This is a genomic window from Marinomonas algarum, from assembly GCF_020532605.1.
Taxonomy (GTDB): Bacteria; Pseudomonadota; Gammaproteobacteria; order Pseudomonadales; family Marinomonadaceae; genus Marinomonas; species Marinomonas algarum.
Genome location: NZ_JAJATW010000014.1, coordinates 33515 through 56590, shown reverse-complemented (window position 1 = coordinate 56590; position 23076 = coordinate 33515). Strand labels below are relative to the sequence as shown.

Annotated in this window: 23 protein-coding genes; 13 read left to right on the top strand and 10 right to left on the bottom strand. The window is 47.3% G+C overall.

Annotation, left to right across the window (positions count from 1 at the left end):
• Positions 1–25: 25 nt before the first annotated feature.
• The 5 genes from LG368_RS10335 (at position 26) to LG368_RS10315 (ending at position 4779) form a co-directional block, all read left to right on the top strand.
• On the top strand, positions 26–844 hold the full coding sequence (locus tag LG368_RS10335) for a sulfite exporter TauE/SafE family protein (RefSeq protein WP_226754644.1): 819 nt from the start codon (positions 26–28) through the stop codon (positions 842–844).
• 9 nt (positions 845–853) lie between these two features.
• Positions 854–2074, top strand: a complete 1221-nt coding sequence (locus tag LG368_RS10330) for a pyridoxal-phosphate-dependent aminotransferase family protein (RefSeq protein WP_226754643.1) — start codon at positions 854–856, stop codon at positions 2072–2074.
• Positions 2074–3300: an allantoate amidohydrolase gene (locus LG368_RS10325; RefSeq protein ID WP_226754642.1), complete on the top strand. Its 1227-nt coding sequence runs from the start codon at positions 2074–2076 to the stop codon at positions 3298–3300. Before LG368_RS10330 ends, LG368_RS10325 begins: the two co-directional genes overlap by 1 nt.
• Positions 3301–3457: 157 nt before the next feature.
• Positions 3458–3844, top strand: coding sequence for a cupin domain-containing protein (locus tag LG368_RS10320; RefSeq protein ID WP_226754641.1), 387 nt, complete (start codon positions 3458–3460; stop codon positions 3842–3844).
• 140 nt (positions 3845–3984) lie between these two features.
• Positions 3985–4779, top strand: coding sequence for an SHOCT domain-containing protein (locus tag LG368_RS10315; RefSeq protein WP_226754640.1), 795 nt, complete (start codon positions 3985–3987; stop codon positions 4777–4779).
• Between the two features lie 93 nt (positions 4780–4872).
• Here the strand turns inward: LG368_RS10315 and LG368_RS10310 are convergent, their stop codons facing one another.
• The 4 genes from LG368_RS10310 to LG368_RS10295 all read right to left on the bottom strand — a co-directional run bounded on the left by LG368_RS10310 (position 4873) and on the right by LG368_RS10295 (position 11090).
• The gene (locus LG368_RS10310; protein WP_226754639.1) at positions 4873–6582 is read right to left on the bottom strand and encodes a SulP family inorganic anion transporter; all 1710 of its coding nucleotides are present in this window, start codon (positions 6580–6582) and stop codon (positions 4873–4875) included.
• Between the two features lie 13 nt (positions 6583–6595).
• Positions 6596–8173, bottom strand: a complete 1578-nt coding sequence (locus LG368_RS10305) for a bifunctional protein tyrosine phosphatase family protein/NAD(P)/FAD-dependent oxidoreductase (RefSeq protein WP_226754638.1) — start codon at positions 8171–8173, stop codon at positions 6596–6598.
• 135 nt (positions 8174–8308) lie between these two features.
• Positions 8309–9190: an MBL fold metallo-hydrolase gene (locus tag LG368_RS10300; protein ID WP_226754637.1), complete on the bottom strand. Its 882-nt coding sequence runs from the start codon at positions 9188–9190 to the stop codon at positions 8309–8311.
• Between the two features lie 277 nt (positions 9191–9467).
• The gene (locus tag LG368_RS10295; protein WP_226754636.1) at positions 9468–11090 is read right to left on the bottom strand and encodes a methyl-accepting chemotaxis protein; all 1623 of its coding nucleotides are present in this window, start codon (positions 11088–11090) and stop codon (positions 9468–9470) included.
• Positions 11091–11257: 167 nt separating this feature from the next.
• Between LG368_RS10295 and LG368_RS10290 the strand changes: the two genes are divergently transcribed.
• Positions 11258–12091, top strand: a complete 834-nt coding sequence (locus tag LG368_RS10290; protein WP_226754635.1) for an SDR family NAD(P)-dependent oxidoreductase — start codon at positions 11258–11260, stop codon at positions 12089–12091.
• A gap of 43 nt (positions 12092–12134) precedes the next feature.
• Here LG368_RS10290 and LG368_RS10285 read toward each other — a convergent pair whose 3' ends face one another.
• Entirely contained in the window at positions 12135–13154 is a 1020-nt protein-coding gene (locus tag LG368_RS10285) for an alpha/beta hydrolase (RefSeq protein WP_226754634.1), read from the bottom strand.
• A gap of 59 nt (positions 13155–13213) precedes the next feature.
• Positions 13214–13501: an HlyU family transcriptional regulator gene (locus LG368_RS10280; RefSeq protein ID WP_226754633.1), complete on the bottom strand. Its 288-nt coding sequence runs from the start codon at positions 13499–13501 to the stop codon at positions 13214–13216.
• Positions 13502–13632: 131 nt separating this feature from the next.
• Here LG368_RS10280 and LG368_RS10275 point away from each other — a divergent pair, with 131 nt between their 5' ends.
• Positions 13633–13851 carry a VF530 family protein gene (locus tag LG368_RS10275; protein ID WP_226754632.1) on the top strand — a complete coding sequence of 73 codons (219 nt, stop codon included), beginning with the start codon at positions 13633–13635 and terminating at the stop codon, positions 13849–13851.
• Here the strand turns inward: LG368_RS10275 and LG368_RS10270 are convergent.
• A complete protein-coding gene (locus LG368_RS10270) occupies positions 13848–14882 on the bottom strand; it encodes a GGDEF domain-containing protein (protein ID WP_226754631.1) in 1035 nt (344 codons plus the stop codon). The two genes, LG368_RS10275 and LG368_RS10270, sit on opposite strands and share 4 nt — an antisense overlap.
• A 77-nt stretch (positions 14883–14959) precedes the next feature.
• Positions 14960–15436 (bottom strand): NYN domain-containing protein, encoded by a 477-nt coding sequence (locus tag LG368_RS10265; RefSeq protein ID WP_226754630.1) that lies wholly within the window; start codon positions 15434–15436, stop codon positions 14960–14962.
• Positions 15437–15548: 112 nt separating this feature from the next.
• On the opposite strand from LG368_RS10265, the gene LG368_RS10260 reads away from it, so the two are divergent.
• On the top strand, positions 15549–15920 hold the full coding sequence (locus tag LG368_RS10260) for a DUF4870 family protein (protein WP_226754629.1): 372 nt from the start codon (positions 15549–15551) through the stop codon (positions 15918–15920).
• 4 nt (positions 15921–15924) lie between these two features.
• Here LG368_RS10260 and LG368_RS10255 read toward each other — a convergent pair whose 3' ends face one another.
• Positions 15925–16863: a hypothetical protein gene (locus tag LG368_RS10255; protein ID WP_226754628.1), complete on the bottom strand. Its 939-nt coding sequence runs from the start codon at positions 16861–16863 to the stop codon at positions 15925–15927.
• Between the two features lie 237 nt (positions 16864–17100).
• Here LG368_RS10255 and LG368_RS10250 point away from each other — a divergent pair, with 237 nt between their 5' ends.
• Positions 17101–18384, top strand: a complete 1284-nt coding sequence (locus LG368_RS10250) for a ribonuclease J (protein ID WP_226754627.1) — start codon at positions 17101–17103, stop codon at positions 18382–18384.
• On the opposite strand, the gene epmB is transcribed toward LG368_RS10250, so the two are convergent.
• Positions 18381–19415, bottom strand: a complete 1035-nt coding sequence (gene epmB / locus LG368_RS10245) for an EF-P beta-lysylation protein EpmB (protein WP_226754672.1) — start codon at positions 19413–19415, stop codon at positions 18381–18383. The genes LG368_RS10250 and epmB overlap by 4 nt on opposite strands.
• A 183-nt stretch (positions 19416–19598) precedes the next feature.
• Here epmB and efp point away from each other — a divergent pair, with 183 nt between their 5' ends.
• The 4 genes from efp (at position 19599) to metQ (ending at position 23067) form a co-directional block, all read left to right on the top strand.
• The gene (gene efp / locus LG368_RS10240) at positions 19599–20174 is read left to right on the top strand and encodes an elongation factor P (RefSeq protein WP_226754626.1); all 576 of its coding nucleotides are present in this window, start codon (positions 19599–19601) and stop codon (positions 20172–20174) included.
• Between the two features lie 268 nt (positions 20175–20442).
• The gene (gene metN / locus LG368_RS10235) at positions 20443–21477 is read left to right on the top strand and encodes a methionine ABC transporter ATP-binding protein MetN (RefSeq protein WP_226754625.1); all 1035 of its coding nucleotides are present in this window, start codon (positions 20443–20445) and stop codon (positions 21475–21477) included.
• Positions 21467–22153, top strand: a complete 687-nt coding sequence (locus LG368_RS10230) for a methionine ABC transporter permease (protein ID WP_226754624.1) — start codon at positions 21467–21469, stop codon at positions 22151–22153. The genes metN and LG368_RS10230 overlap by 11 nt, the downstream gene beginning before the upstream one ends.
• A 104-nt stretch (positions 22154–22257) precedes the next feature.
• The gene (metQ, locus tag LG368_RS10225) at positions 22258–23067 is read left to right on the top strand and encodes a methionine ABC transporter substrate-binding lipoprotein MetQ (RefSeq protein WP_226754623.1); all 810 of its coding nucleotides are present in this window, start codon (positions 22258–22260) and stop codon (positions 23065–23067) included.
• The last annotated feature ends 9 nt before the right edge of the window (positions 23068–23076 follow it).

Sequence of the window (23076 nt, the reverse complement as noted above, 5' to 3'; positions counted from 1 at the left end):
TACTGAGTTTAGGAGCACATAGAAGATGTCATTTATAATGGAAAACTACAGCATGATTCTCGCCATGATGGCGACGGGGGTTGTAGGGGGTATTTTAGCGGGTTTACTAGGCGTTGGCGGTGGCATTGTGATCGTTCCCGTGTTGTTTTTCTTGTACCAAGGTCTAGGGGTGAGCGCCGATACGGCGATGCTGGTGGCCACAGCGACCTCGTTGGCGACCATTATTCCGACTTCGATCAGTTCGATCCGTGCTCATAATGCGAAAGGCAATGTGGACTTTGATCTACTGAAGCGCTGGGGCTTGTTTATCTTTTTAGGCGTGATGATTGGTAGTTTCATGGTGACGCGCGTTGATGGCGAATGGCTGACGTTATTGTTCGGTGTGATTGCTACCTTGTCGGCGATCAACATGTTACTGGGCAAAAAAGACAGTGTGTTTCAGTCTTTACCGGGCAAAGCGGGTCAAGGTGTGATGGCGACCTGCGTGGGCTTTTTCAGTTCCATGGTGGGCATTGGCGGTGGCACGCTGACCGTACCTATGCTGACGTTTTGTAATTACCCTGCCCATCGTGCTGTTGGCACCGCCGCTGCAGTCGGCCTGATTATTTCGTTACCTGCGGCACTGATGATGTTGATCTTTGGCCAAAGCCCGATCGATTCGCCGTTCGGTACGGTTGGCTTGGTTAATTTGATTGGTGCGGCTTGTATTATCCCATTAACCGTTTTATTTGCCCCTGTTGGCGCGGGTTTGGCCCATCGTTTGGACGCCGCCAAATTGAAAAAAGTGTTCGCAGTGGTGCTTATATTCACAGGCGTCAAAATGCTTTATCAAGTGTTAAGTTAGGAGACCAGTATGCAACCCATCTCACTGCCCCCACGATTGTTAATGGGCCCCGGTCCAATCAATTGCTATCCGCGTGTATTGACGGCCATGTCGACCCAGTTGGTTGGTCAATATGATCCGGCAATGACGGACTACATGAACGACACCATGGCGCTGTATCGTCGTGTGTTTAACACGCAAAACCAGCAAACCTTCTTAATAGACGGTACATCCCGTGCGGGCATTGAAGCGGCCTTGGTGTCTTGCTTAGAGCCGGGCGACAAGGTATTGATTCCGATTTTTGGTCGTTTTGGTCACTTATTGGCAGAGATTGCAGAACGTGCTGATGCAGAAGTACATACCATCGAAGTACCGTGGGGTGAGGTGTTTGATCCGCAGCAGATTGAAGACGCGATTAAAAAAGTACAGCCTAAATTGTTGGCTGTGGTGCAGGGTGATACCTCGACCACCATGTTTCAGCCATTAGAAGAACTGGGGACCATTTGTCGCGCTCACGATGTGCTGTTTTACACCGACGCGACAGCATCGATTGGTGGTAATCCGTTGAACGTAGACGAATGGCAAATTGATGCGGTGACGGTGGGTTTGCAGAAATGTCTGGGTGGGCCGTCCGGCAGCGCACCGATTACACTCAGCGATCGCTTTGTGGAGGTGGTACGCAAACGCGCCCATGTGGAAGCAGGCATTCGTGACGCTCATCATGAAAGTGCGTCTGGCTTGCGCATCCGTTCCAACTATTTTGACTTGCCAATGATCATGGATTACTGGGGCGAAGAGCGGTTAAATCACCACACAGAAGCCGCCACCATGTTATTTGGCTCCCGTGAATGCGCGGTGCAATTGCTTAGCGAAGGGCAAGATGCCGTGTTGTTGCGCCACCAATTAGCCGGCGATGCCATGCTAAAAGGGATTCAGGCGATGGGCTTGAAGCCGTTTGGTGATTTGAAGCACAAGATGAGCAACGTAGTGGGCATTCACATACCGGATAACGTTGACGGTGAAAAGGTTCGACATGATTTGCTTCACTTATTCAACATTGAAATCGGCACCAGTTTTGGCCCGTTGAAAGGCAAAGTCTGGCGCATTGGCACCATGGGCTATAACGCCCGTCAAGATGCGGTATTGCATACCTTGCAGTCCCTTGAAACTGTTTTGCGCCGTGCCGGTTTTGTATTGCCAGCAGGCGAAGCGGTAGACGCGGCCATGTTGGTTTATGCAGGAGAAAGATAATGACAGATTACGGCAAACTCGCTCAGCAAGTAATGTCTCGTTGTGACGAGCTTGGCAGAATCAGTCAATCCGATGCCTATTTGGATCGACGTTACCTTACCCCAGAGCATCAACGCGCTAATCAATTAGTGGGCGAGTGGATGATGCAAGCGGGCATGATCACCTGGCAAGACGAAGCGGGAAACTTGTGCGGACGCTTGGAAAGCAAGGTGCCTAATGCACCCCGTTACTTGATTGGCAGTCATTTAGACACCGTGCCAAATGGTGGAAAATACGACGGTATGTTGGGAGTATTAGCGCCGATCTCCTTGATTCAGGCGCTCACAGAGCAAGCCATTGAACTGCCATTCCACCTTGATGTGGTGGGTTTTGGTGATGAAGAAGGCACACGCTTTCGTTCTACCTTGTTGGGCAGTCGCGCTCTGACGGGTAAGTGGCCAGCCGAGTGGCGTCAGGTGCAAGACAGTGATGGGATTCGTTTACCCGATGCGCTAAAAGCCTTTGGTTTGGACTTCGATAAGGTCAAAAATGCCGCTATTGACCATCAGAATTTGTTGGGTTACTTAGAGCTTCATATTGAGCAAGGCCCGGTGCTAGAAGACGAAAATTTACCCGTTGGCGTGGTCAGTGCCATTGCCGGTGCAAAACGCTTTGATTTGTCGGTAAGAGGCATGGCAGGTCATGCGGGTACGGTGCCTATGAATTTGCGTCAAGATACTTTGTGTGCGGTCAGCGAAATGATTTTGGTCGTCGAACGTGTTGCCCAACAATATGGCATTGTGGCAACGGTGGGACAGATTAATAATCGACCCAATGGCGTCAACGTGATTTCAGGTAATACTCAGTTTTCCCTGGATATTCGCAGTGAATTTGATGAACAACGCGACGCTGGTCTTGAGCAAATCATGACGGAAATTCATGCGATTGCAGGCCGTCGTAACGTGATACTTGAGATAGAGCCAACCCACTCCGCGACCGCAGTGCATTGCGACGCCACATTGCAAGGTGCCCTCAGGAGCGGCATTGAACACGCCGGTCATCGAGTACTGACCTTACCTTCTGGTGCAGGACACGACGCTATGGCGATTGCCGACATTTGCCCTGTTGCTATGTTGTTTATGCGGTGTGACAGAGGCATTAGCCATAATCCGGCGGAAGCGGTGATGACAGACGATGTAGCGGTGGCCTTGGCTGTATTGAATCATACGCTACAGAACTTGGCATAACGGTTCGTTTTTGTTCCTTGAGCTTTTGTTACATTGGCGCTGACGTGCCGAGGAACGAGACAATACGCAAGGCAAGGAACGACATGGACGCTTATACGCTTATAGCAGAAGCGATAACATGAGCACCTTTTGACCACGAAAAATAGAAGGATATTCGATGAAGTTCACGCGTATTTTTAACGACGATCAGGGTAAGAGTCACTTCGGTGAGTTAGCGATTGATGTTCGTGATGGTGGTCCGATTGGTTTCCTATCAGAGCGGTTTCCTGCAGGCGAGATGATTTTCCGTGAAACCCCGAGCGATTACGACTTTAAATGGCATCCAGCGCCGCAGCGTCAGCTTCTGTTCATTATAAAAGGCCGTTGTGAATTTACCGTATCGTCCGGTGAAACGTGCCAGTTTGGTGCCGGCGATGTGATCTTGCTAGAAGACACCGAAGGCGAGGGTCACTGCAGTAAAGCGTTGTTTAACGAGGTAAGGCACTCCATCTTTGTGACCGTTCCAAAGGACGTTATTTTCAATGCTGCATTGATCAGTAAATAAACACCTTATTTGCTCTTTTCTTAACCTTGTCTCCATTTTGTCAGAGAGGGATGTGTTAGAGTGGCGACTACATAGCCTACTGGTTCAGTTTGCTGTAATCGATGACACAGTCTCATGCCCCCTATTAAGAGAGTCTAACCATGCAAAACCTAACGCAAGATGGACAACAGCTCGTCAATTCCCTTTCCAGTCGTTATAACCTTAGTCAGGATGCCGTTATGAGCATGCTTATTGCGGTGAATAATGGCGGAGGGTCAATGGCGCAATTTTATTGCCCTGAGCTGGGGGGAGGCGGTCAATGGATGCGTGGCGGCATGACCATGGTAGGCGATATGTTTAACTATGGTTTAAAGTCGACAGTGGACAACCTGTGTAATGAACTGTCTAACGGATTGGCGACGATGCAAGTGTTTGTGCCCGCCCCACAAGGCAGTTTATCGAGTAACCAGTGGTGGCCGAGTGAGCTTGGTCAGCCATTTAGCAGTGGTGCGCAAAACAGTACGCGTTACGCGATCTTCCCAAATCGCTTGGCGATTGACCTGAACGGTCAGGTGACGGTGTACGATACATTAGACAACAATATAAGTGGTATTGGTCAGCAACAAGGGGGTAATGATTCCCTGACGTTTTCAAGCCAATACGGCACCATCGCGGTGAATAGTCTGCCTGTGGTGTCCGGTGCAATGCCGACACAAGCGCCCAATACCACAACGCAAACGAGCTTTACCCAATCGTCACAGAACAACTTTATGGAAACGCCCCCGATAGCACCGCAAGAGATTGTTTCTTTTCAGGGTGCTTCGCCAATGAGTGCGGCATCGTCTGTTGATGAGGTAATTCAGCTGATTGAAAAACTGGCGAAATTGCGAGATATGGGGGCAATCTCTGAGGCAGAATACAACACGAAGAAAACCGATCTGTTAAGCCGTATTTAAATCTTTTTTGCAACAGAAGAGACACGGTAAGAAACAAAAAAGCAGAATAAGGAGGTCTTATTCTGCTTTTTGCTTTTTGTGACAGGCTGAATATTAGGCTTTAGCGATATCGTTAAAGGCCTGATACTGAGACAAATAGACTTTACCGGTGAGGTGCTTCAAGAAGCCACTGCGTTCAAGGTTGTCCATAACAGGGCCTTTCACTTCAGAGAAAGACAGTTTTATATTCAAGGTTTCAAGTTGCACATTCAGCGCTTCTAACATCTCCAACGCACTGTAATCAATTTCATTGACCGCACTGCATTGAATAACCACATGGGTAATGTCTTTGCGTTGACTGATGGCATCGACCACGTAATCTTCGAGGAAGGTCGCATTGGCGAAAAACAAGCTTTCATCAGGGCGTAAACACAGTAAGTTCGGTGATGTTTTGACTTCATAGCGCTTCACATTACGGAAATGCTCGGTGCCATCGATAAGGCCAACTTCTGCTACGTGTGGCTTCGAAGTACGGTACAAGTGCAAAGCAATGGACAGGATCACCCCAGAGGCCACACCCACTTCCACGCCCATCAACAAGGTGATACTGATGGTGGCAAAAACAGCATAAAAATCGCTACGAGAGAACTGCCATGTTTTCTTCAGAATAGAGAAATCCACAAGCGTCATCACAGCAACAATAATGGTGGCTGCCAAGGTGGCCTTTGGCAAAAAGTACAATAAAGGCGTTAGCAACAAGGAGGCGATCATGATGCCTATGGCTGTCATCACACTGGCCAGCTGAGTAACCGCACCGGCATCAAAGTTGACAACAGAACGTGAAAATCCGCCCGTTACCGGAAAACCGCCTGATACACCAGAGGCGATGTTTGCGGCACCTAAGCCAATCAATTCTTGGTTCGGTTTGACCTTCTCACGACGTTTCGCCCCTAATGTTTTCCCAACGGAGATGGACTCCACATAACCGATAATAGAAATCATCAGAGCAGGCAATGCCAAGGCTTTGATCAAGTCTAAAGAGGGCAATGTTAGACCCAAGGTCGGCAAGCCAGCAGGAATATGCCCCGTTATCGCCACGCCATGGGATTGTAAATTGTAGAAGTACACTATCGCCAAACTGCCTGCAACACCCAAAATAGGCGCTGTTTTCGCCAGCGAACCCGCCGCAGACGGTGATGCCTTCAACATAAGAAAGACACGCTTCGCATAACGACGTGCAAGCAAGAGGAAGGTCACTACAGAGGCACCAATGGCAAACGTAACGCCATTAAATTCCCCTATGCTTTCCACCATGGTGGCCAATAGTTCAACCACATTGTCACCGTGAGCAGAGACTCCCAAGATGTGTTTAAGCTGGCTTAGTGCAATGATGATACCGGATGCAGAGATAAACCCTGAGATAACAGAGTGCGATAGCAGGTTAGTGACCATGCCCAGTTTCATCGCCCCCATGATGATCAGCATAGCGCCTGACAACATGGCAAGCGTGATGGCACCGGTAAGGTAGCTCGCTGTACCTTGCTCAGCAATCACGCCCAATGAAGTGGCCGTCATCAAAGACGCCACCGCAACTGGCCCGACTGACAAAGAAGTACTGGTGCCAAACAAGGCATACAATACTAAAGGCAAAATACTCGAATATAAGCCAACTTCCGGTGGTACACCGGCCAACATAGCGTAACCAAGCGACTGAGGAATCAGCAACATGGTGACGATGAAAGCCGCGGTAGCGTCTTGGCTAAATTGTCCGCGGTTATAGCCTTTTAGCCAAGACAAAGCGGGGATGAAACGTTCCATGATCATGGTGTGACTCTCATTATTTACGCAATTGGGGTTTAACAAACCATTCGTGACCTTTTAACATGCCACGCCAGTAGAAGGGAGGCAAAAGGTCTTCTTTTAACACCCAAGCGAGATAGGTAGGTTTGGTGCCATCGTTAAGCCACTTTGGAAAAGTTGGCAGTAATTTTCCACCAAAACCAAATTCCGCCAATACAATTTTGCCACGCTCTACGGTCAGTGGGCAGGAGCCATAACCATCGTATACTGCGTTTACTGTGCGGCCCTTCATGGCTTCTACAATGTTGTGGGCTGCCACAGGAGCCTGTTTACGTACTGCCGCCATGGTTTTTGCATTCGGACTGTTCGTCACATCGCCCAATGACCAGACGTTTTTAAAGGTCGTGTGTTGTAAGGTTTCTTTGTCGATGTCCACCCAGCCTGTGCTGTCGACCAAAGGACTGTTACGAATAAAGTCAGGCGCTGTCTGTGCCGGACACACGTGCAACATATCAAACTCGGTTTCAACAACAGTGGCTTCACCGTCTTGGTCTGTGGTGGCAAAGTAGGCTTTTTTATTGGGGCCATCAACCTTCACTAGGTTGTGTCCGAAGTTGGTGTTGACCTGGTATTTCTTGATGTATTCTTCTAGGGAAGCGACATAGTCTTTTACCCCAAATAGTACTGCGCCGGCGTTGTAAAAAGACACATCTAGGTTGTTCAGTTTGTCCTTTTTGAACCAGTGGTCACACGACAAATACATGGCTTTCTGCGGTGCACCAGCGCATTTAATTGGCATCGGTGGCTGAGTAAAGACGGCTTTCCCTTTATCAAGTTTTTGCACTAACTCCCAAGTATAAGGCGCCAAGTCGTAAAGGTAGTTAGAAGTGACCCCATTTTTCCCTAGCGTCTCTTTTAATCCTTCAACAGAGTCCCAGTTCAGCTTAATGCCAGCGGCAACGACAAGGTGATCGTAGGAGAGTTGTTTGCCACCTTCTAGGCTGAGTGTGTTTTTTTCTGGCGCAAATGTGCTGACAGACTCTTTAATCCAAGTTGTGCCTTTGGGGATAACGTTTGCCATGGTACGACGTGTGCTGGCGATGTTAAAAACACCTCCCCCAACCAAGGTCCAACCTGGCTGATAAAAATGGTTGTCTGCTGGGTCAACAAGACAAATATTCAAACTCGCTTGACGTTTGAGTAGGCTCGCCGCGGTTGAAATGCCCGCTGTACCGGCACCAACAATTACAACATCGTAATGCGTTGCTGGCTCTTGTTTAGCGGCTTTGGCATCTTGTACTGCTTGCCAAATCAAGCTAGAGCGATTACCCGTACGACAAAACGCGTGGGCATTGTCTGCATTTTCAATGGCCTGTGCGAATTGGTTAACGTGTTCATCGGTCATTTTTCCGCCAGAAAAGGGGATATGAATGGCGTCGATATGTTTCGTTTTAGCCAGAGCCGCCACGTCAGCGAAGGCAAGCTGACCCTCTTCTTCTTGGTCTGGACGGTTACAGATAATGAGCGTCACCCCTGCGTCAGCCAGTGTGTTGACATCGTCTAACGTAATTTGCTCGGACACGGAGTATTTTTCGGTGATTTGTTTACGTAGCATGCTTGTTCTCTCATTTTATAGTTAGCCTAATGAGGGCTCATTAGGCTATTTTTTTATTGAGCCACATGATGGGGCCATGTGGTTTTGAGACCTTAAGTAACGCGATTTAAATTGCTTTAAATCGCGTTTAAGGGATTATTTGAAAGCATTAAGTGGGACTTTTAAGTAAGACATACCGTTCTCTTCTGGCTCAGGCATGTGACCTGCGCGCATGTTAATTTGAAGGGAAGGTAGAATCAAACGCGGCATAGCCAAGGTGCTGTCACGCTTCTCGCGAAGCTCAATGAAGGCCGCTTTGCTGATGTCTTTCTTAACGTGGATGTTTTCTTCACGCTGCTTCTTAACGGTTGTTTGATACTCAAGCTCACGGCCATTTGGGCAGTAGTCGTGACACATGAAAATACGAAAATCATCAGGTAGCGCGAGGATTTTCTGCACAGAGTCATACAAGATACCGGCATCACCACCTGGGAAGTCAGCACGTGCAGAGCCTGCATCTGGCATAAACAAGGTATCCCCAACAAACACCGCATCGCCTAACACATGAGTGAAACACGCTGGTGTGTGGCCTGGTGTGTGCATGGCGGTACAGGTCATTTCGCCAATTTTGAATTGCTCGCCGTCTGTGAACAGGTGATCAAACTGTGAACCATCAATTAAGAAGTCGGCCCCTTCATTAAAAATAGTGCCGAATGTTTTTTGTACGGTCTTAATGTCAGAGCCAATGCCAATTTTGCCGCCCAGTTTTTTCTGGATATAAGGCGCTGCAGAAAGGTGATCGGCATGAACGTGGGTTTCAATCAACCATTCCACTTTAAGTTTGTGGTCGGTTACATAAGCAATAATTTCATCAGCGCTCGTGTTAAAAGTACCACCAGACGCGTAGTCAAAATCTAATACACTGTCGACGATGGCACAGCTGGACGATGCTGGATCTTTTACAACATAGGAAAAGGTATTGGAATCTTTGTCAAAAAACGCCGCGACGTTAGGTTGGGCGATAGGATGGGTTGTCATATGTCACCTCATTAATTAATTTTTCCCAGATAGGGCATCTATCTGAGATTTCAATACTGTACTTAGAGCAGAAAGCGTGCCAAAGGTGTTGAAAATAAAGTAAGTAATTGATTTTTAAAAACTAGTTTGGTGTTTAAAGGGATTTTGTTTAAATTAGAACTGACTAATAGCGCGGTTTATTGCCATATATGGCGTGGTTTTTGACATATATGGCACTAAGTGGGGAAGGCAAAATGGGCTGCCGGTTTCCTTGCAGCCCCCCATTATTTACAAAGTATTAACGGAATTTAAACTGTCGGATTTTATTGCTCAGTGCGTGGCTCATATTGGCAATCATGGTACTGCCATCGGACACTTGTTGAGCATCGATCAGTACTTTTTCGGAAACCGTACGAATACCAACGATGTTTTGATTGATTTCCTCTGCGACAGAGCCTTGCTGTTCGGCGGCAAGGGCGATTTGATTGCTACGAGCGGAGGCATCGTCCACCTGTATCAGCATGTCTCTTAACTTCTGGGCGGCAAGGCGCATACGCTCGGCACTGCTTTCTGCTTGCAGGGTGCTGGAGGCCATGGAAGAAGAAGCTGCTTTAGATTGTTGCTGCAATTTCTCAATAATAGCGCTGATTTCCACGGTAGAGGTTTGAGTACGACTGGCGAGAGAGCGAACCTCATCCGCAACGACAGCAAACCCACGGCCGAGCTCGCCTGCTCGGGCGGCTTCAATGGCGGCATTCAATGCCAACAGGTTTGTTTGTTCGGAAATGCCTTCAATGACCCCCAGCACTGAGTCAATGTCAGTGGTTTGAGCGAGCAGTTTGACAATCACATCATTGGCGCCAGCAATATAGTGCGTCAGTTTTTGAATATCGCTGTCGGTCGTGTTGAGGTCTTCGCTACTTTGACGAGTGATGGTTTGTACTGTTTGTGTGGCGCTGGCGGTGTCCTTGGCGTGCTGTGCCACATCGCGGATAGAGTAAGACATTTGGTTCATTGCAGTGGCAAGCAATTCCACATCCTGAAATTGTTTGTCCATACCTTGTTTGGTGTTTTCGCTGTTGCCCTGCATTTGCACACAGACGGCTTGCAGTTCACTGATAGCATGATCGACTTCAAGGAGCGTATCGTTGAGCGATTGAGAGGCTGAGTTGGCAGCGTCAACAAGCACGCCGATTTCATCGCCTCGTTTCATGTCTAACTGCTCTGTTAAGTCACCACTGGCAATGTGTTGAAGGTGGTTTGTTACTATCTTCAAAGGGCGGGTAATGTTGTGTACAACAACGATGCTAGCAACCGTTGCAAACACAATCAGCAATAATTCAATAACGGCAGACTGTGCGACGGCTCGCCAGAAAAGGTCGGTTACCGAGCTGTAAAAGACGCCACTGCCAATCACCCATCCCCATGGTTTATAGCCTTTCACATAGGAGACTTTGTCCTCTGGTTTGTTTACTTGCGGGCCTTGATAAGCGTAGTTAACATACCCTTCACCTTGTTTTTTTACCGTATCGACCATTTTCTGCCAATGAAATTGGCCTTCAGCGTCGGTGGTTTTTGCCATATTTTTCCCAATGATGCTTGGCTTTAAGGGATGCATAAGCAAAGTGGCTTGCATGTCATTGATCCAGAAGTAGCCGTTATCACCAAACCGTAAGGCAGCGATGGCTTCCAGTGCGGATTTTTTCGCCTTTTCTTCTCCAATATATTGCGCCTGTTGGCCATAATGATTAACCAGAGAATACGCGTTATCCACTTGCTCTTTTACTTGTTGCTGGCGTGCGTCTAGTAATTGATTGTAGAGTTCGCTGTAGGTTGTAATAGTAAAAACGAGCAGTAAGGTGACGAGAGTCGCAATTAACCCCCAAAGCTTATAACGGATTTTGATGGAACTCAGCGACATGTAACGTCCTTTTTTATTATTTGGGCAAATTATTAGGTGCATTTATAGGTGGCTAGTATGAAGGGGTAATGGCGTTTGAAATTTGATATATATCAATAAAAAGACAGGCATCTTGCTATTTTGTTAGTATCTCAAGACGGTCATAAATTTCCTGGTGGGGAGTCACAATGCAATATTCGATTTTGATAACGGGTTGTTCGAGTGGTATTGGTTTAGAGGCGGCGAAAATGCTTCAAGACCGGGACTTTTTAGTGGTGGCCAGTTGTCGTAAAGCCGACGATGTTGAGGCGTTAAAGGCGCAGGGGCTTCATCACGTTGTGCAATTAGACTTGTCTGATTCGGCCTCTATTGCCAAAGGGTTAGAAGAAACGTTAGCGATAACTAATGGCGAGCTATTTGCCTTGTTTAATAATGGTGCCTATGGGCAACCGGGTGCTGTTGAAGATTTGCCAGTTGAGGCGTTGAGAGAGCAGTTCGACAGTAATGTCTTTGGTACCCATGAGTTAACCACTCAGGTACTAAAATTAATGTTGGCGCAGGGGTTCGGTCGCATCGTCAACAACAGTTCTGTGCTTGGTTTAGTGGCCGCACCGTTTCGTGGTGCTTACAACGCCAGTAAGTTTGCTTTGGAAGGCTTAACAGACACCCTGCGTTTAGAGTTAGCCGATACCCCCATTAAAGTGAGTTTAATCGAGCCAGGCCCGATTGAAAGCCGCTTTCGTGCTAATGCTCTGTTGGCCTTGAAGCGTCATATTGATGTCTCAAAGAGTCGCCATCAGGCGGGGTATGTTGAGGCTATGGCAAGATTGAGTAAAGAGGGGCCGGCATCGTCCCATACTTTGCCAGCGAGCGCTGTGGTGAAGAAACTGCTGCATGCTTTGGAGTCCAATCGCCCTAAGGCACATTATTATGTGACCGTGCCAACTTATGCGGCCGTGCTCATGAGACGTTTTCTACCAAGCTGTTTGCTCGATCGGGTTATGCGCAGTCAAGGTGGCTAATGCATAAGCGATAGAGGCGTCGATTACCTCTGTTTTTGATCGTTTAGTCTTGCTTATTTAGCCAATGAGTAATGTGGGATAAGTAGGCGTCACGGGCAGGCTTTGGTGATAGGTACAGATCGTGAAAGCCGCCTTGAATAACAGCGACATCTAGGTTCTGAAACGACTGTTGAGCGGCGTCTTGCATGCTGTCGACATCCAACACGCCATCTCCTTGACGCGTTTCCTCTGGCGTGTTTTTTCCTATGGTGCTGACCTCTGAGCGACAGAGTAACGTGGGGATTGAGAGGCTCTGTTGTGCTAAGTGGCGCTGGGCGCGAATGACCTCGCGTAACCAATGAAAGGACAAATCAAACCCTTCAGCGGGTTTCCAGTCCAAGCGATAATCCCATTCCCCACCAAACTTTGTGTGTAAGGTCTTGGCGTATAACGTGACCTTGTTAGCGCGCAACGACGAAAATGGCAATAACGAAACCAGCATACGAATCGGCCAACTAATACGGTTAAGCACCGCAGGGGGAAAAGGTAAGGCCAAAAAAGGGCTGTTTAAAATCAAACCGCTAACATGTGGAAACGCTTTGCGGTAGTAACTGGCCCGTTCTGGTAAAGCGTAAGGTTGAGCCAAATAGGTTGCTGCGACTAAACCTCCCGTTGAATGTGCTACTAGCGTGACGTCATCGACACCGTCTTCTTTCATTGTTGCTAATGCAATGTCGATGTCTTGTCCATACTGATCGATCGAATCACACCAGTTGGGCGGTGTAAAAGGGCGAATGGAGCGACCATAGCCTTGTAAATCTAAGGCGTAAAACCGATACCCCAAGGCAATAAAATGCTCAGCGAAACCGGTCTGAAAAAAATAGTCCGTATAGCCGTGGATATACAGAATACTCTTATTGGCCTTAACATTGCCAAGGTGATGGATCAGTGTGGTGTGGACACGCTTTTTAGGGTCTTGGCTGTGTGTATCAGAAAAGGCAAATGTCCGAGTTCGAAAGTCTGGGCCCAGCAGATCTTCCTCGTCGCCGACGAGTGTCCAGTGTTGTCCTATGGGTAAGCTCATAAAGGCGACTTAACGGTCTGGTCAGCAGGCATGGTCTAAAGGCGTTGTCATAGCGGTGCCTATTGAAAAATAGCCTCACCCAGTTGATCAATGGTGAGTTTGGCTTTGCGTAAGGTAATTTCGACGCATTGACTGTGGCTACCGATCAGGTCAGAACGAATAAAGTTATGTGTCTGAAGGGTGTCGTCTTGGCCTTTGGTGATGGTGGCGGCAACACGAAATTGTCCCGCATCTTTGATGGGCGCAGGCACAATGGAAAAACCTTTGTATTCAACCGCTTCTTCAGCGGGTTCGGGTGTTGTTTCTGAACCGGAAAACAGCCCTTTAAGGCCAGATAAAATTCCCATGTGTGTCTCCTCGTTTAATCAGGTAAGTGGTTTGCAAACAATGCTAATCGGGCTATTTTTCGGGGATTTGTTGTAATAGTCAAATAACATCGTATGATTCGTTTTTTTATCAATAAGAAGAGCTGATAAACATGAGTAACATGCAGGTAAACAACCCTTTGCACGGCGTTAAACTGGAGCAGATTGTCACTGAGTTGGCGGCACATTATGGTTGGGAAGAATTGTCTTTTCGTATCAATATTAACTGTTTTAAGAGTGATCCTTCGGTGAAGTCCAGCTTAAAATTTTTACGTAAGACCCCGTGGGCAAGAGAAAAAGTAGAAGCCTTGTATATCAACACTTTTTGTTAGTGTGCCTTTGAGGTGTCGTCGCAGTGCACCATATTGCGGCCCTTGTGCTTGGCTGAATAAAGGTTTTTGTCGGCGGCTCGCAGAAAATCCCGAAACGTTTGGTCGCGATGCAGCGGAGCAACACCAATACTGACCGTTACTTTTATTTCTTGCTCTTTGCTGTGGAAAACCGCGTCTTCAACGTGTTTGCGTATGGCCTCTGCAAAATTCAGCGCTTGCTGAGCGGTGTGTTCTTTTAAAACGATTAAAAACTCTTCTCCGCCAATTCGATAAACAACATCGCTGTCAGCGTAAAGGTGCAGTAATTCCGTCATTTGTGCTAAGACCGCATCGCCTACATCATGGCCGAATGCGTCGTTGACTCGTTTGAAAAAATCGATATCGATGATTAATAAGTGGGTATCTTCTTGCTGTTGTTTGGTGAACGCTTTATTGAAATCATAAAAAAACAGCTTGAGAGCATGACGATTTCTCGCACCAGTAAGTGGGTCTTGAAAGGCCATCTTTTGTAAGGAGAGGTCTCTAACAAGGTATTGTTTTTGGTAGAGGTAGCAGATTAAGTACGATAAAAAGTAAGTGATTAAAAAATTGGTCACCGCACGCCAGGCGATGTACGCATCGGTGTCAGATTTGAAGAATAAAATGACTGCGGCAGGAATCGCAAAGGCAATGCTGTAAATAAGGGCGGACTTTGTGCTGGTCAATAAACAATACAGGGGCGGTAGGAACAGCAGCCAGAAAACGGACCCAGCCCTTAAATCGGCAAAGAAAAATACACAAAATATCACGGTGGTGATCGACAGCAACAAGGCAACACTGTGCCATGTTTTTACGCTGTCTCGATAGACATGATAAAAACAAAAAAGATTAAATCCTCCACAGACGATTTCAACAACACCTAGTAATGGCTGATGCAAAATCAAAAAATTAACTGCAGCAAAACACCACATAAACAAACCACTGATAAGGCTTAGCCACTTATGCAGCATGGCTTTGGTTTCGATAAGGCTTGGTGTGTATTTAGCGTGCATTAAATGTGTGTCTATAGGTCAAGAAATGAATGATGTTTATCGTGATGTATCATCGGCTTAGGGCAACATGATAGACCTCATTTTAGTAATAATGTGTCATCAATAGCAATAAATTTGCTGGCGGCACCTATTAAGGATTGCGCACTAAGCGGTTCAACCCCATACACTTCGACCTCTGTGTGGTACTTTTTACGCAGTGTTTTAGCCAACAGATCAAAGTCACCGTCACCGGAAACCAGTACCAGTGTGTCGCTGTCTTTGCCGTATTCGATGCCATCAATGGCAATGCCCACGTCCCAATCGCCTTTGGCGGAGCCGTCAGAGCGTTGAATAAAAGGCTTAAGTTTGACCTCAAAACCGATGGCTCGAAGAATGTTTTGAAATTGTCGTTGTTTTTCATCGCCACGATCGGTGGCGTAGGCAATGGCTTTGACCACTTGACGCTCTTGTGTGACCTGTCGCCAGAATATGTTGTAATCAAAAGAGCGCCGAAAGGCTTGTCTTGTGGTGTAATAAACATTTTGTACGTCGACTAAAATCGTCACAGTTTTCATGCGGTTCCTAATAAAGCCTCAACATGTGAGACGCGGCAAAAGAATAAACAGAGGCGCTACGATGCGCATGCAATTTAAAATCATTGTCTAAATAAAAATGGAGTGACTGTGTATGTCCGGATTTGAACCTGATCCTCGTAATACCATGCGTGAAGATAACGCAAAGAGCAATGTGATTGTGTCTTATGTGTGTATGTTACTGGGTATTTTTACCGGCGTATTTTGGTTGATTGGCGCGATTTGGGCGATGGTCAAAATCAGTGATGCACGGGGCACCTTGTACGAAGACCATTATGTAAACATTATCAGTACGTTTTGGTGGGGGATCTTTCTCAGTGTCGTTGGCTTGTTTTTAACGCTGTTTTTTATTGGCTACTTTGTTTTATTGGGGGTGTGGATCTGGTCCATCTTTCGTATGGTGAAAGGCGTGGCGCGGGCAACGTCAAATCAATCTTATCGCCCTATGTTTAATCCTTTTACTTAACTGTTTATTCCGCTGTGAGGGTCATTTTGCTGCGGCGATAAAGTTGCTCTTGTTCTGAAAAGTGCATCAGTTGTTTGATGCTGGTGGGTGTTTCTGGCTCAATGAACAGGGTTAATGTTTCGGGTTGACGTAAAAAGCGCGTTAGTGCGTTTGCTATTTCGTTGGCTTCTTTGGACTCTTTTGGCGCCAGCCCCATTGCTTGACTGACTAATCGGAATCTTTTTTGCGTCTCCTGTGAATAATCGGCTGATTGTGGCGATTGCGACGAAGAAGGAAAAAGGTGACGGATAAGTCCAGCTTCTTCGTATTTGAGCATCAGGCGATGAAGCTCGATGGTTTCACCGTACAGGCTCAACATGGCTTCTGGCTGACCAAGAGCAAAAGACGCCAACAGATCTGAACGTAATTCCGTTAAAGACAGCGACGAACTGAGTACATTAATATGCGATTCTAGTGTCACCTTGCCCATGTCTTTGATGTTTACATGAAGCTGGGTGATGAGTTCATTGGCGTCGGTGTGTGAAGATAAAGAGCCTTTGCCTAATAATGTGTCTACGCCAGCCGCTCGCATGAGGTGTCCGGTGTCACGGGATAGATCTGCAATGGAACTTTCCTTGACCCAGAAGTCTATATCTAGATTAGGGTGCGTAAGAGGATAGTGGTTGAATGAAATCCTCGCAAAATGCAACCAAGGTGTGACAACACTTCCTACGCGGACATTCTCAAAGGACGGCGTGAGTGTAAAAGGGTCAAAATGCACACTGTCGTAATGCACTAGTGAGGTTAAGCCAGCGCGTTGTAATTGTTGTTGAAAAGCGTCTTCGGCGTATTTTTTGCCAATATATTGAATACCAAAAAGTGCAAATACGACCACACTGGCGGTCAGAAGACAGTAAATAAAGACATTACCCAGCCAGGTTTGCAGTCGAGACGTTGTATTCAAGCGAATAGTCCGGTAAATAAGTATATTAAAGTAAAGAAACCAATCAGTTGAGCGCGATTTTAGCGGATAATAGGCGCTTTGAGCAAAGGTTTACCCTTTACCTTCAATAACCCCTCACGTTTTACATTGAATTGACCTTTTATAGGGCTTTTTAACAAGGAGTGTACTATTTCATCTTTGATTCCCTCGCGAGAGGACTTATGGTTTTTGCCCCTCGGTGGCACAGGCGAAATCGGTATGAACATGAACCTTTATGGTCATGACGGCCAATGGCTTATGGTGGATTGTGGTGTGTCGTTTAATGAACCACTCGTGAGTGGTGACATCAGTACATCTGAAGTAGTGTGTGCTGATCCACGCTTTATTAGTGAACAGAAAGAGCGTCTAGCAGGCATTGTGATTACCCACGCCCATGAGGATCATGTGGGCGCTTTGCCGTTTTTATGGCGACGTTTTAAATGCCCTATTTACACCACCGCGTTTACTGCAGAAGTGTTGCGTCGCAAGTTGGCACAAGTCGGCTTATTGGATCAGGTGCCTATCATTGAAGTAGACGATAAAGAGACCAAAAAGATTGGCGTGTTTACGGTGAAATGGTTTGGCCTAACCCATTCTGTGCCAGAGCCTTATGCCATGACCATTGAGACGCCAGCAGGACGACTCTTTCATACCGGTGATTGGAAAATCGACCGTCACCCTATGTTGGGTAAAAGTTTTTCATCGACGGCGTTCAAAGCGCTCGCGAAAGAAAATGTACTGGCCATGGTATGCGATTCAACAAATGCGTTAAAAGCGGGTTTTTCACCCTCTGAGCGAGATTGCTACCAAGGGCTGCTGCAAACCATCGCGGCAGAAAAAAATCGTGTGGTTGTCGGCTGTTTTAGCAGTAACGTGGCACGCTTGGTGGCTTTGGGGCGGATTGCCAAAGAGACAGGGCGCTATCTTGCTTTAATCGGTCGCTCCTTGATCAACATGGTCGGTGCAGCGCGTGTAACAGGGCATTGGCCGGAGGATATCCCTATCATAGAGGCATCGCATCTTGGCTATTTACCCCGTGAAGAAGTATTGGCTGTGGTGACTGGCAGCCAAGGAGAGCCCAGAGCCACATTGAACCGACTGGCGGTGGATAATTGCTTTGATCTGAGCCTTGATGCAGATGATTTGGTGGTGTTCAGTGCCATGCGCATACCTGGCAACGAACAAGCGATTGACCGTTTGGTGTCACAGTTTAAGGGCCGGAAGATTCGCACCCTGCAAGCTCATGATACTGAGTTAACCATTCACGTGAGTGGGCATCCTTGCCAAGAGGAACTTAAGCAACTCTATACTTGGGTTCAGCCTCAATTGGCCATTCCGGTTCATGGCGAGCCTCAGCATTTAGACGCCAACGCAGATGTGGCCAAGTCAAGCCATGTACCTGACCAGTTAGTAGGGCGCAACGGCGACCTGTATCAACTGGCACCGACCGTCAGTATTCGTCGTCAAGCGGTTAAAACAGGGCGTATCGCGTTGTTACGTTAACCTGTTGTTAATGACATGCCCTCAAAGTGTGGTGCGAAGACGGTTTTTGAGGTTTGCCCCGGAATCTCTTTTGCCAGTTTTGGCACTAGGTAGCCGGGTAATTCGGCGGCGACTTTGCCCATTAACCGTTGAGCCTCTTCGACAGAGAGATCAAAATGGGCTGCGCCTTCTACCGGGTCAAGGGTGAACATGTAATAGGGCAGAATGCCGGCCGAAAATACCGCTTCGCTTAAAGCCACTTGTGCTTCGACGGTGTCGTTGACGCCTTTCAAAATAACCCCTTGATTCAACAGTGTCACGCCAGCGTCGGTCAGTTTTCTGGCCGCATTTTTTAATTCTGTATCCATTTCGTTGGCATGATTGATGTGCCAAACCATGATGATATCGAGGCGACTGGCTTGCATCCAATGGATCATCTCATCGGTAATGCGAGCCGGTATGACCACCGGTAGCCGTGAGTGAATGCGCAGACGCTTTAATTGCGGCAAGGCTTCCAATTGTCTGACCTTTTTTATCATCAGGGCATCTTTCATCATAAGAGGGTCGCCGCCACTGAGAATGACTTCGTTCACGTCTGAATGGGCCTGTAAATACTCGATGACCGATTGCCATTCAGCTTGCGCTAACTGGTTGTCGCCGTAGGGAAAGTGTCGACGAAAGCAATAGCGACAGTTGATCGCACAGGTGCCTGTGGTGATGACTAAAAGACGACGTTTGTATTTGTGTACAATGGCCTTTTGTGGATTATGATCGGCTTCTTCTAAGGGGTCTTTAGTGTAGCCCATGACGGGCAGCATTTCTGTATTTTGAGGCAGAATTTGTAACAGGAGGGGGTCGTTGACATTGCCGTGCTCTATACGCGACAAATAGGGTCGAGGCGCTAGCAACTTAAAATGTTCGTGAGCCTGGTGACCTTCTGGAATCAGAGAGTCAGGCAAATCAAGGTGGGTGATTAACTCAGGCAGCGTGGTAATAGCTTGAGCCAGGTGTTGTTGCCAGCTCAAGGAGCTCTGAGTGGCGTTGTCGACAATCTTGATTGTCGAAGGTGTTTCGAGTGTTTGAATAGGGTTCACGTCAAATATCTGCAAAATTGTCTTCAATTGGGTTATGATAGCGCCAACTTTTTGGCCGTAAGGCCAGCGGCTCTTAAAAATATAAGACTGACATAATACGCCAGTCGGGGCCTTTTCTCTAAAAATATACTGTGAGGATATATGGCTAATATTTCTACCAGCGATATGCGCACCGGCGCAAAAGTACTTGTTGATGGCGACCCATGTTCTGTCTTAGAAAACGAACACGTTAGACCGGGTAAAGGTCAGGCGTTTAACCGTCTTAAATTACGCAACCTGAAAACAGGTCGTGTATGGGAACGTACTTTTAAGTCTGGCGAATCTCTAGAAGCGGCAGACGTTATGGAAACCGACATGGAGTACTTGTACACCGATGGTGAGTTCTGGCACTTCATGGCGGTAGACGGTTCTTTTGAACAACATGCAGCCGATGAAAATGCGATTGGTGACACGGTGAAATGGTTGAAAGAGCAAGAGAAGTACGTTGTGACACTCTACAATGGTGCACCGCTTGACGTGACACCACCCAATTTCATTGAGCTTGAAGTAAAAGACACCGACCCAGGTGTAAAAGGCGATACTGCAAACGGCGGTTCAAAACCCGCTTATTTGGTGACGGGCGCCATGGTTCGTGTGCCTTTGTTTATCAATATTGGTGAAATACTACGTGTTGATACGCGTACGGGCGATTACGTGTCCCGCGCAACAGGTAAGTAAATCACGGTTCAACCTGTTTAAGTGTTAAATAATAGCGTCATTTTGGGGAGCCGAAATGGTGCTATTTTTTTGTCGATACTTGGTGTTTTCTCCTTATTTTTTGCGATTTTCGCGTAATATAACGAATCAATCTAACCAATCTTCTATTCGGTATGGTCATGCAATTGACTAAATAGACAAGACTATTTAATGTCGCCTCCATTGCCAGACTGAGTCTGCTCACCGCGTAATAAGCCGCCACATGCGAATGTAATCCTCAGGAATTTTGATGATAGAAATAAAACAGGTAAATAAAGTCTTTTACCAAGGGAAGCGTGCGATTAACGCGCTCAGCGACATTAATCTCAGTATTGCTGAGGGGGCGATATACGGTGTGATTGGGTCATCGGGTGCGGGCAAAAGCACACTGATTCGCTGTGTAAATTTATTGGAGCGTCCCACTAATGGTCAGGTAGTGGTAGACGGGACGGATCTCAACACACTTTCTAATCACGATTTGACTCTGGCGCGACGTAAAATCGGCATGATCTTCCAGCATTTTAATTTGCTGTCTTCTCGAACGGTCTTTGACAACGTCGGATTGCCACTTGAGTTGGCGGGTACGGATAAAAAAGCCATTAAAGCCAAAGTCGATAGTTTGCTGGAATTGGTAGGGTTAGGGGATAAAAAAGACACGTATCCGGCCAATTTAAGTGGTGGGCAAAAGCAGCGTGTGGCGATTGCTCGTGCGTTGGCGTCCGACCCTAAGGTCTTATTATGCGATGAAGCGACCAGTGCGTTAGACCCCGCCACAACACAATCCATCCTCGATTTACTGCGTAAAATAAACCAAGAGTTTAACCTGACGATTCTGCTGATTACCCATGAAATGGCGGTGGTGAAAAGCATCTGTAGTGATGTGGCGATTATTGGCGACGGTAAGCTGGTGGAGCAGGGCGCAGTGGGCGATATCTTTGCCCATCCCAAAACGGCATTAGCACGCGAGTTTATTCGCTCAACCCTCGACCTGTCGATTCCAGCCGATTACCAAGCGCGTTTGAGTCATGCTAAAACCGCCACGACGCACCCTCTGGTGCGTCTTGAGTTTACGGGAGCGTCGGTGGATGCACCGATTATCAGTCAGGTGGCCCGTGAATTTCATTTAGACATCAGTATTTTGAGCTCCAATATGGATTATGTGGGTGGCATCAAGTTTGGTCTCATGTTGGCGGAGTTCTTTGGTACGCCGAGCGCCACTGAGCAAGCCATTGCCTTCTTGAAAGAAAACAAAATTGATGTGGAGGTATTAGGCTATGTCGCTTGATTCTGTTCTCGACTGGTGGGTAAACAATGACCGCCTAATTGATTTACTGGTGTCGTCCCTTGGTGAAACCGTTGCCATGGTGTTTATGGCGGGTCTGATTGGCTTTTTGTTTGGTATTCCCTTAGGTGTGTTGCTGCATCTGACGAAGGAATCGGGTTTGTTGAGCAATAAAGTGGTGAATAAAGCCTTGGGCATAGTGGTCAACATTGGACGCTCTATTCCTTTTATCATTTTGCTGGTCGCGATCATTCCTTTTACACGCATGCTGGTGGGGAGCTCGATTGGCACCGCCGCGGCGATTGTGCCTCTGGCGATTGCCGCTACTCCCTTCATTGCCCGCCTTATCGAAGGGGCGTTATTGGAAGTGCCAGCGGGATTGGTAGAAGCGGCTCAAGCGATGGGCGCAAAGCCAAAGCAAATTATCTTAAAAGTGCTGCTGCCTGAAGCCTTACCCGGCATTATCAATGCCGTCACGATTACCCTGGTCACGCTAGTGGGGTACTCAGCGATGGCCGGTACTGTGGGTGGCGGTGGACTGGGTGACGTCGGCATTCGTTATGGTTACCAGCGGTTCGATGCGGTGGTCATGATGATTACGATCGTGATTTTGGTGGTACTGGTTCAAATTATTCAATCCATTGGTGATTACTTGGTCAAACGCGTTGACCATCGTTGATCGGCCAAAATAAATCAGCAGGGTATTTTTACTACGAATGTATCTTGTGAATAACGGTCTTTAAACAACATATCAAGGGCGACCCTTGATCAAGGAGAAAAGTAATGCGTGTTAATCTTAAAGGGCTTTTTGCGGTAACGGGTCTGGCGGTGTCTTTGTTGCTGGCGGCATGTGGCGAGAAAGAAGCAGACATGAACAAAATCACCGTAGGCGTCATCGCAGGTTCGGAAGCACAAGTGGCGGAAGCGGCGGCGAAAGTAGCCAAAGACACATACAATTTAGACGTGGAACTGGTGATTTTTTCGGACTATGTGACGCCTAATGCCGCGTTAGAAGAAGGCTCTATCGATGCCAATGCTTTCCAGCACAAGCCATACCTTGACCAGCAAATGCAAGATCGTGGCTACGACTTTGCTATTGCAGGCAACTCGTTTGTTTACCCGATTGCGGCTTACTCCAATAGCATTCAATCTACAAATGAGTTAAAAGACGGCGATAAAATTGCGGTTCCTAATGACCCAACGAACTTAGCGCGTTCTTTGATCTTGTTAGAGCAGCAAGGCCTGATTACTTTAAAAGAAGGGGTTGGCCTTAAAGCCACTGTATTGGATATTGTGGATAGCCCAAAAAATCTCGATATTGTTGAACTTGAAGCGGCGCAATTGGTTCGCTCTATGGACGACGTCGCGCTTGCGATCATTAACACAACCTATGCCAGCAACATTAACTTGTCGCCAGAAAAAGACGGTGTGTTTGTCGAAGATAAGAACTCGCCTTACGTGAACTTAATTGTGGCGCGTAAAGACAATGTGCAAGCGGAAAATGTGAAGAAGTTTGTTCAGGCGTATCAGACGGAAGCGGTTTACCAAGCCGCTATGACCGAGTTTAAAGATGGCGTTGTAAAAGGCTGGTAACGCTCTCAT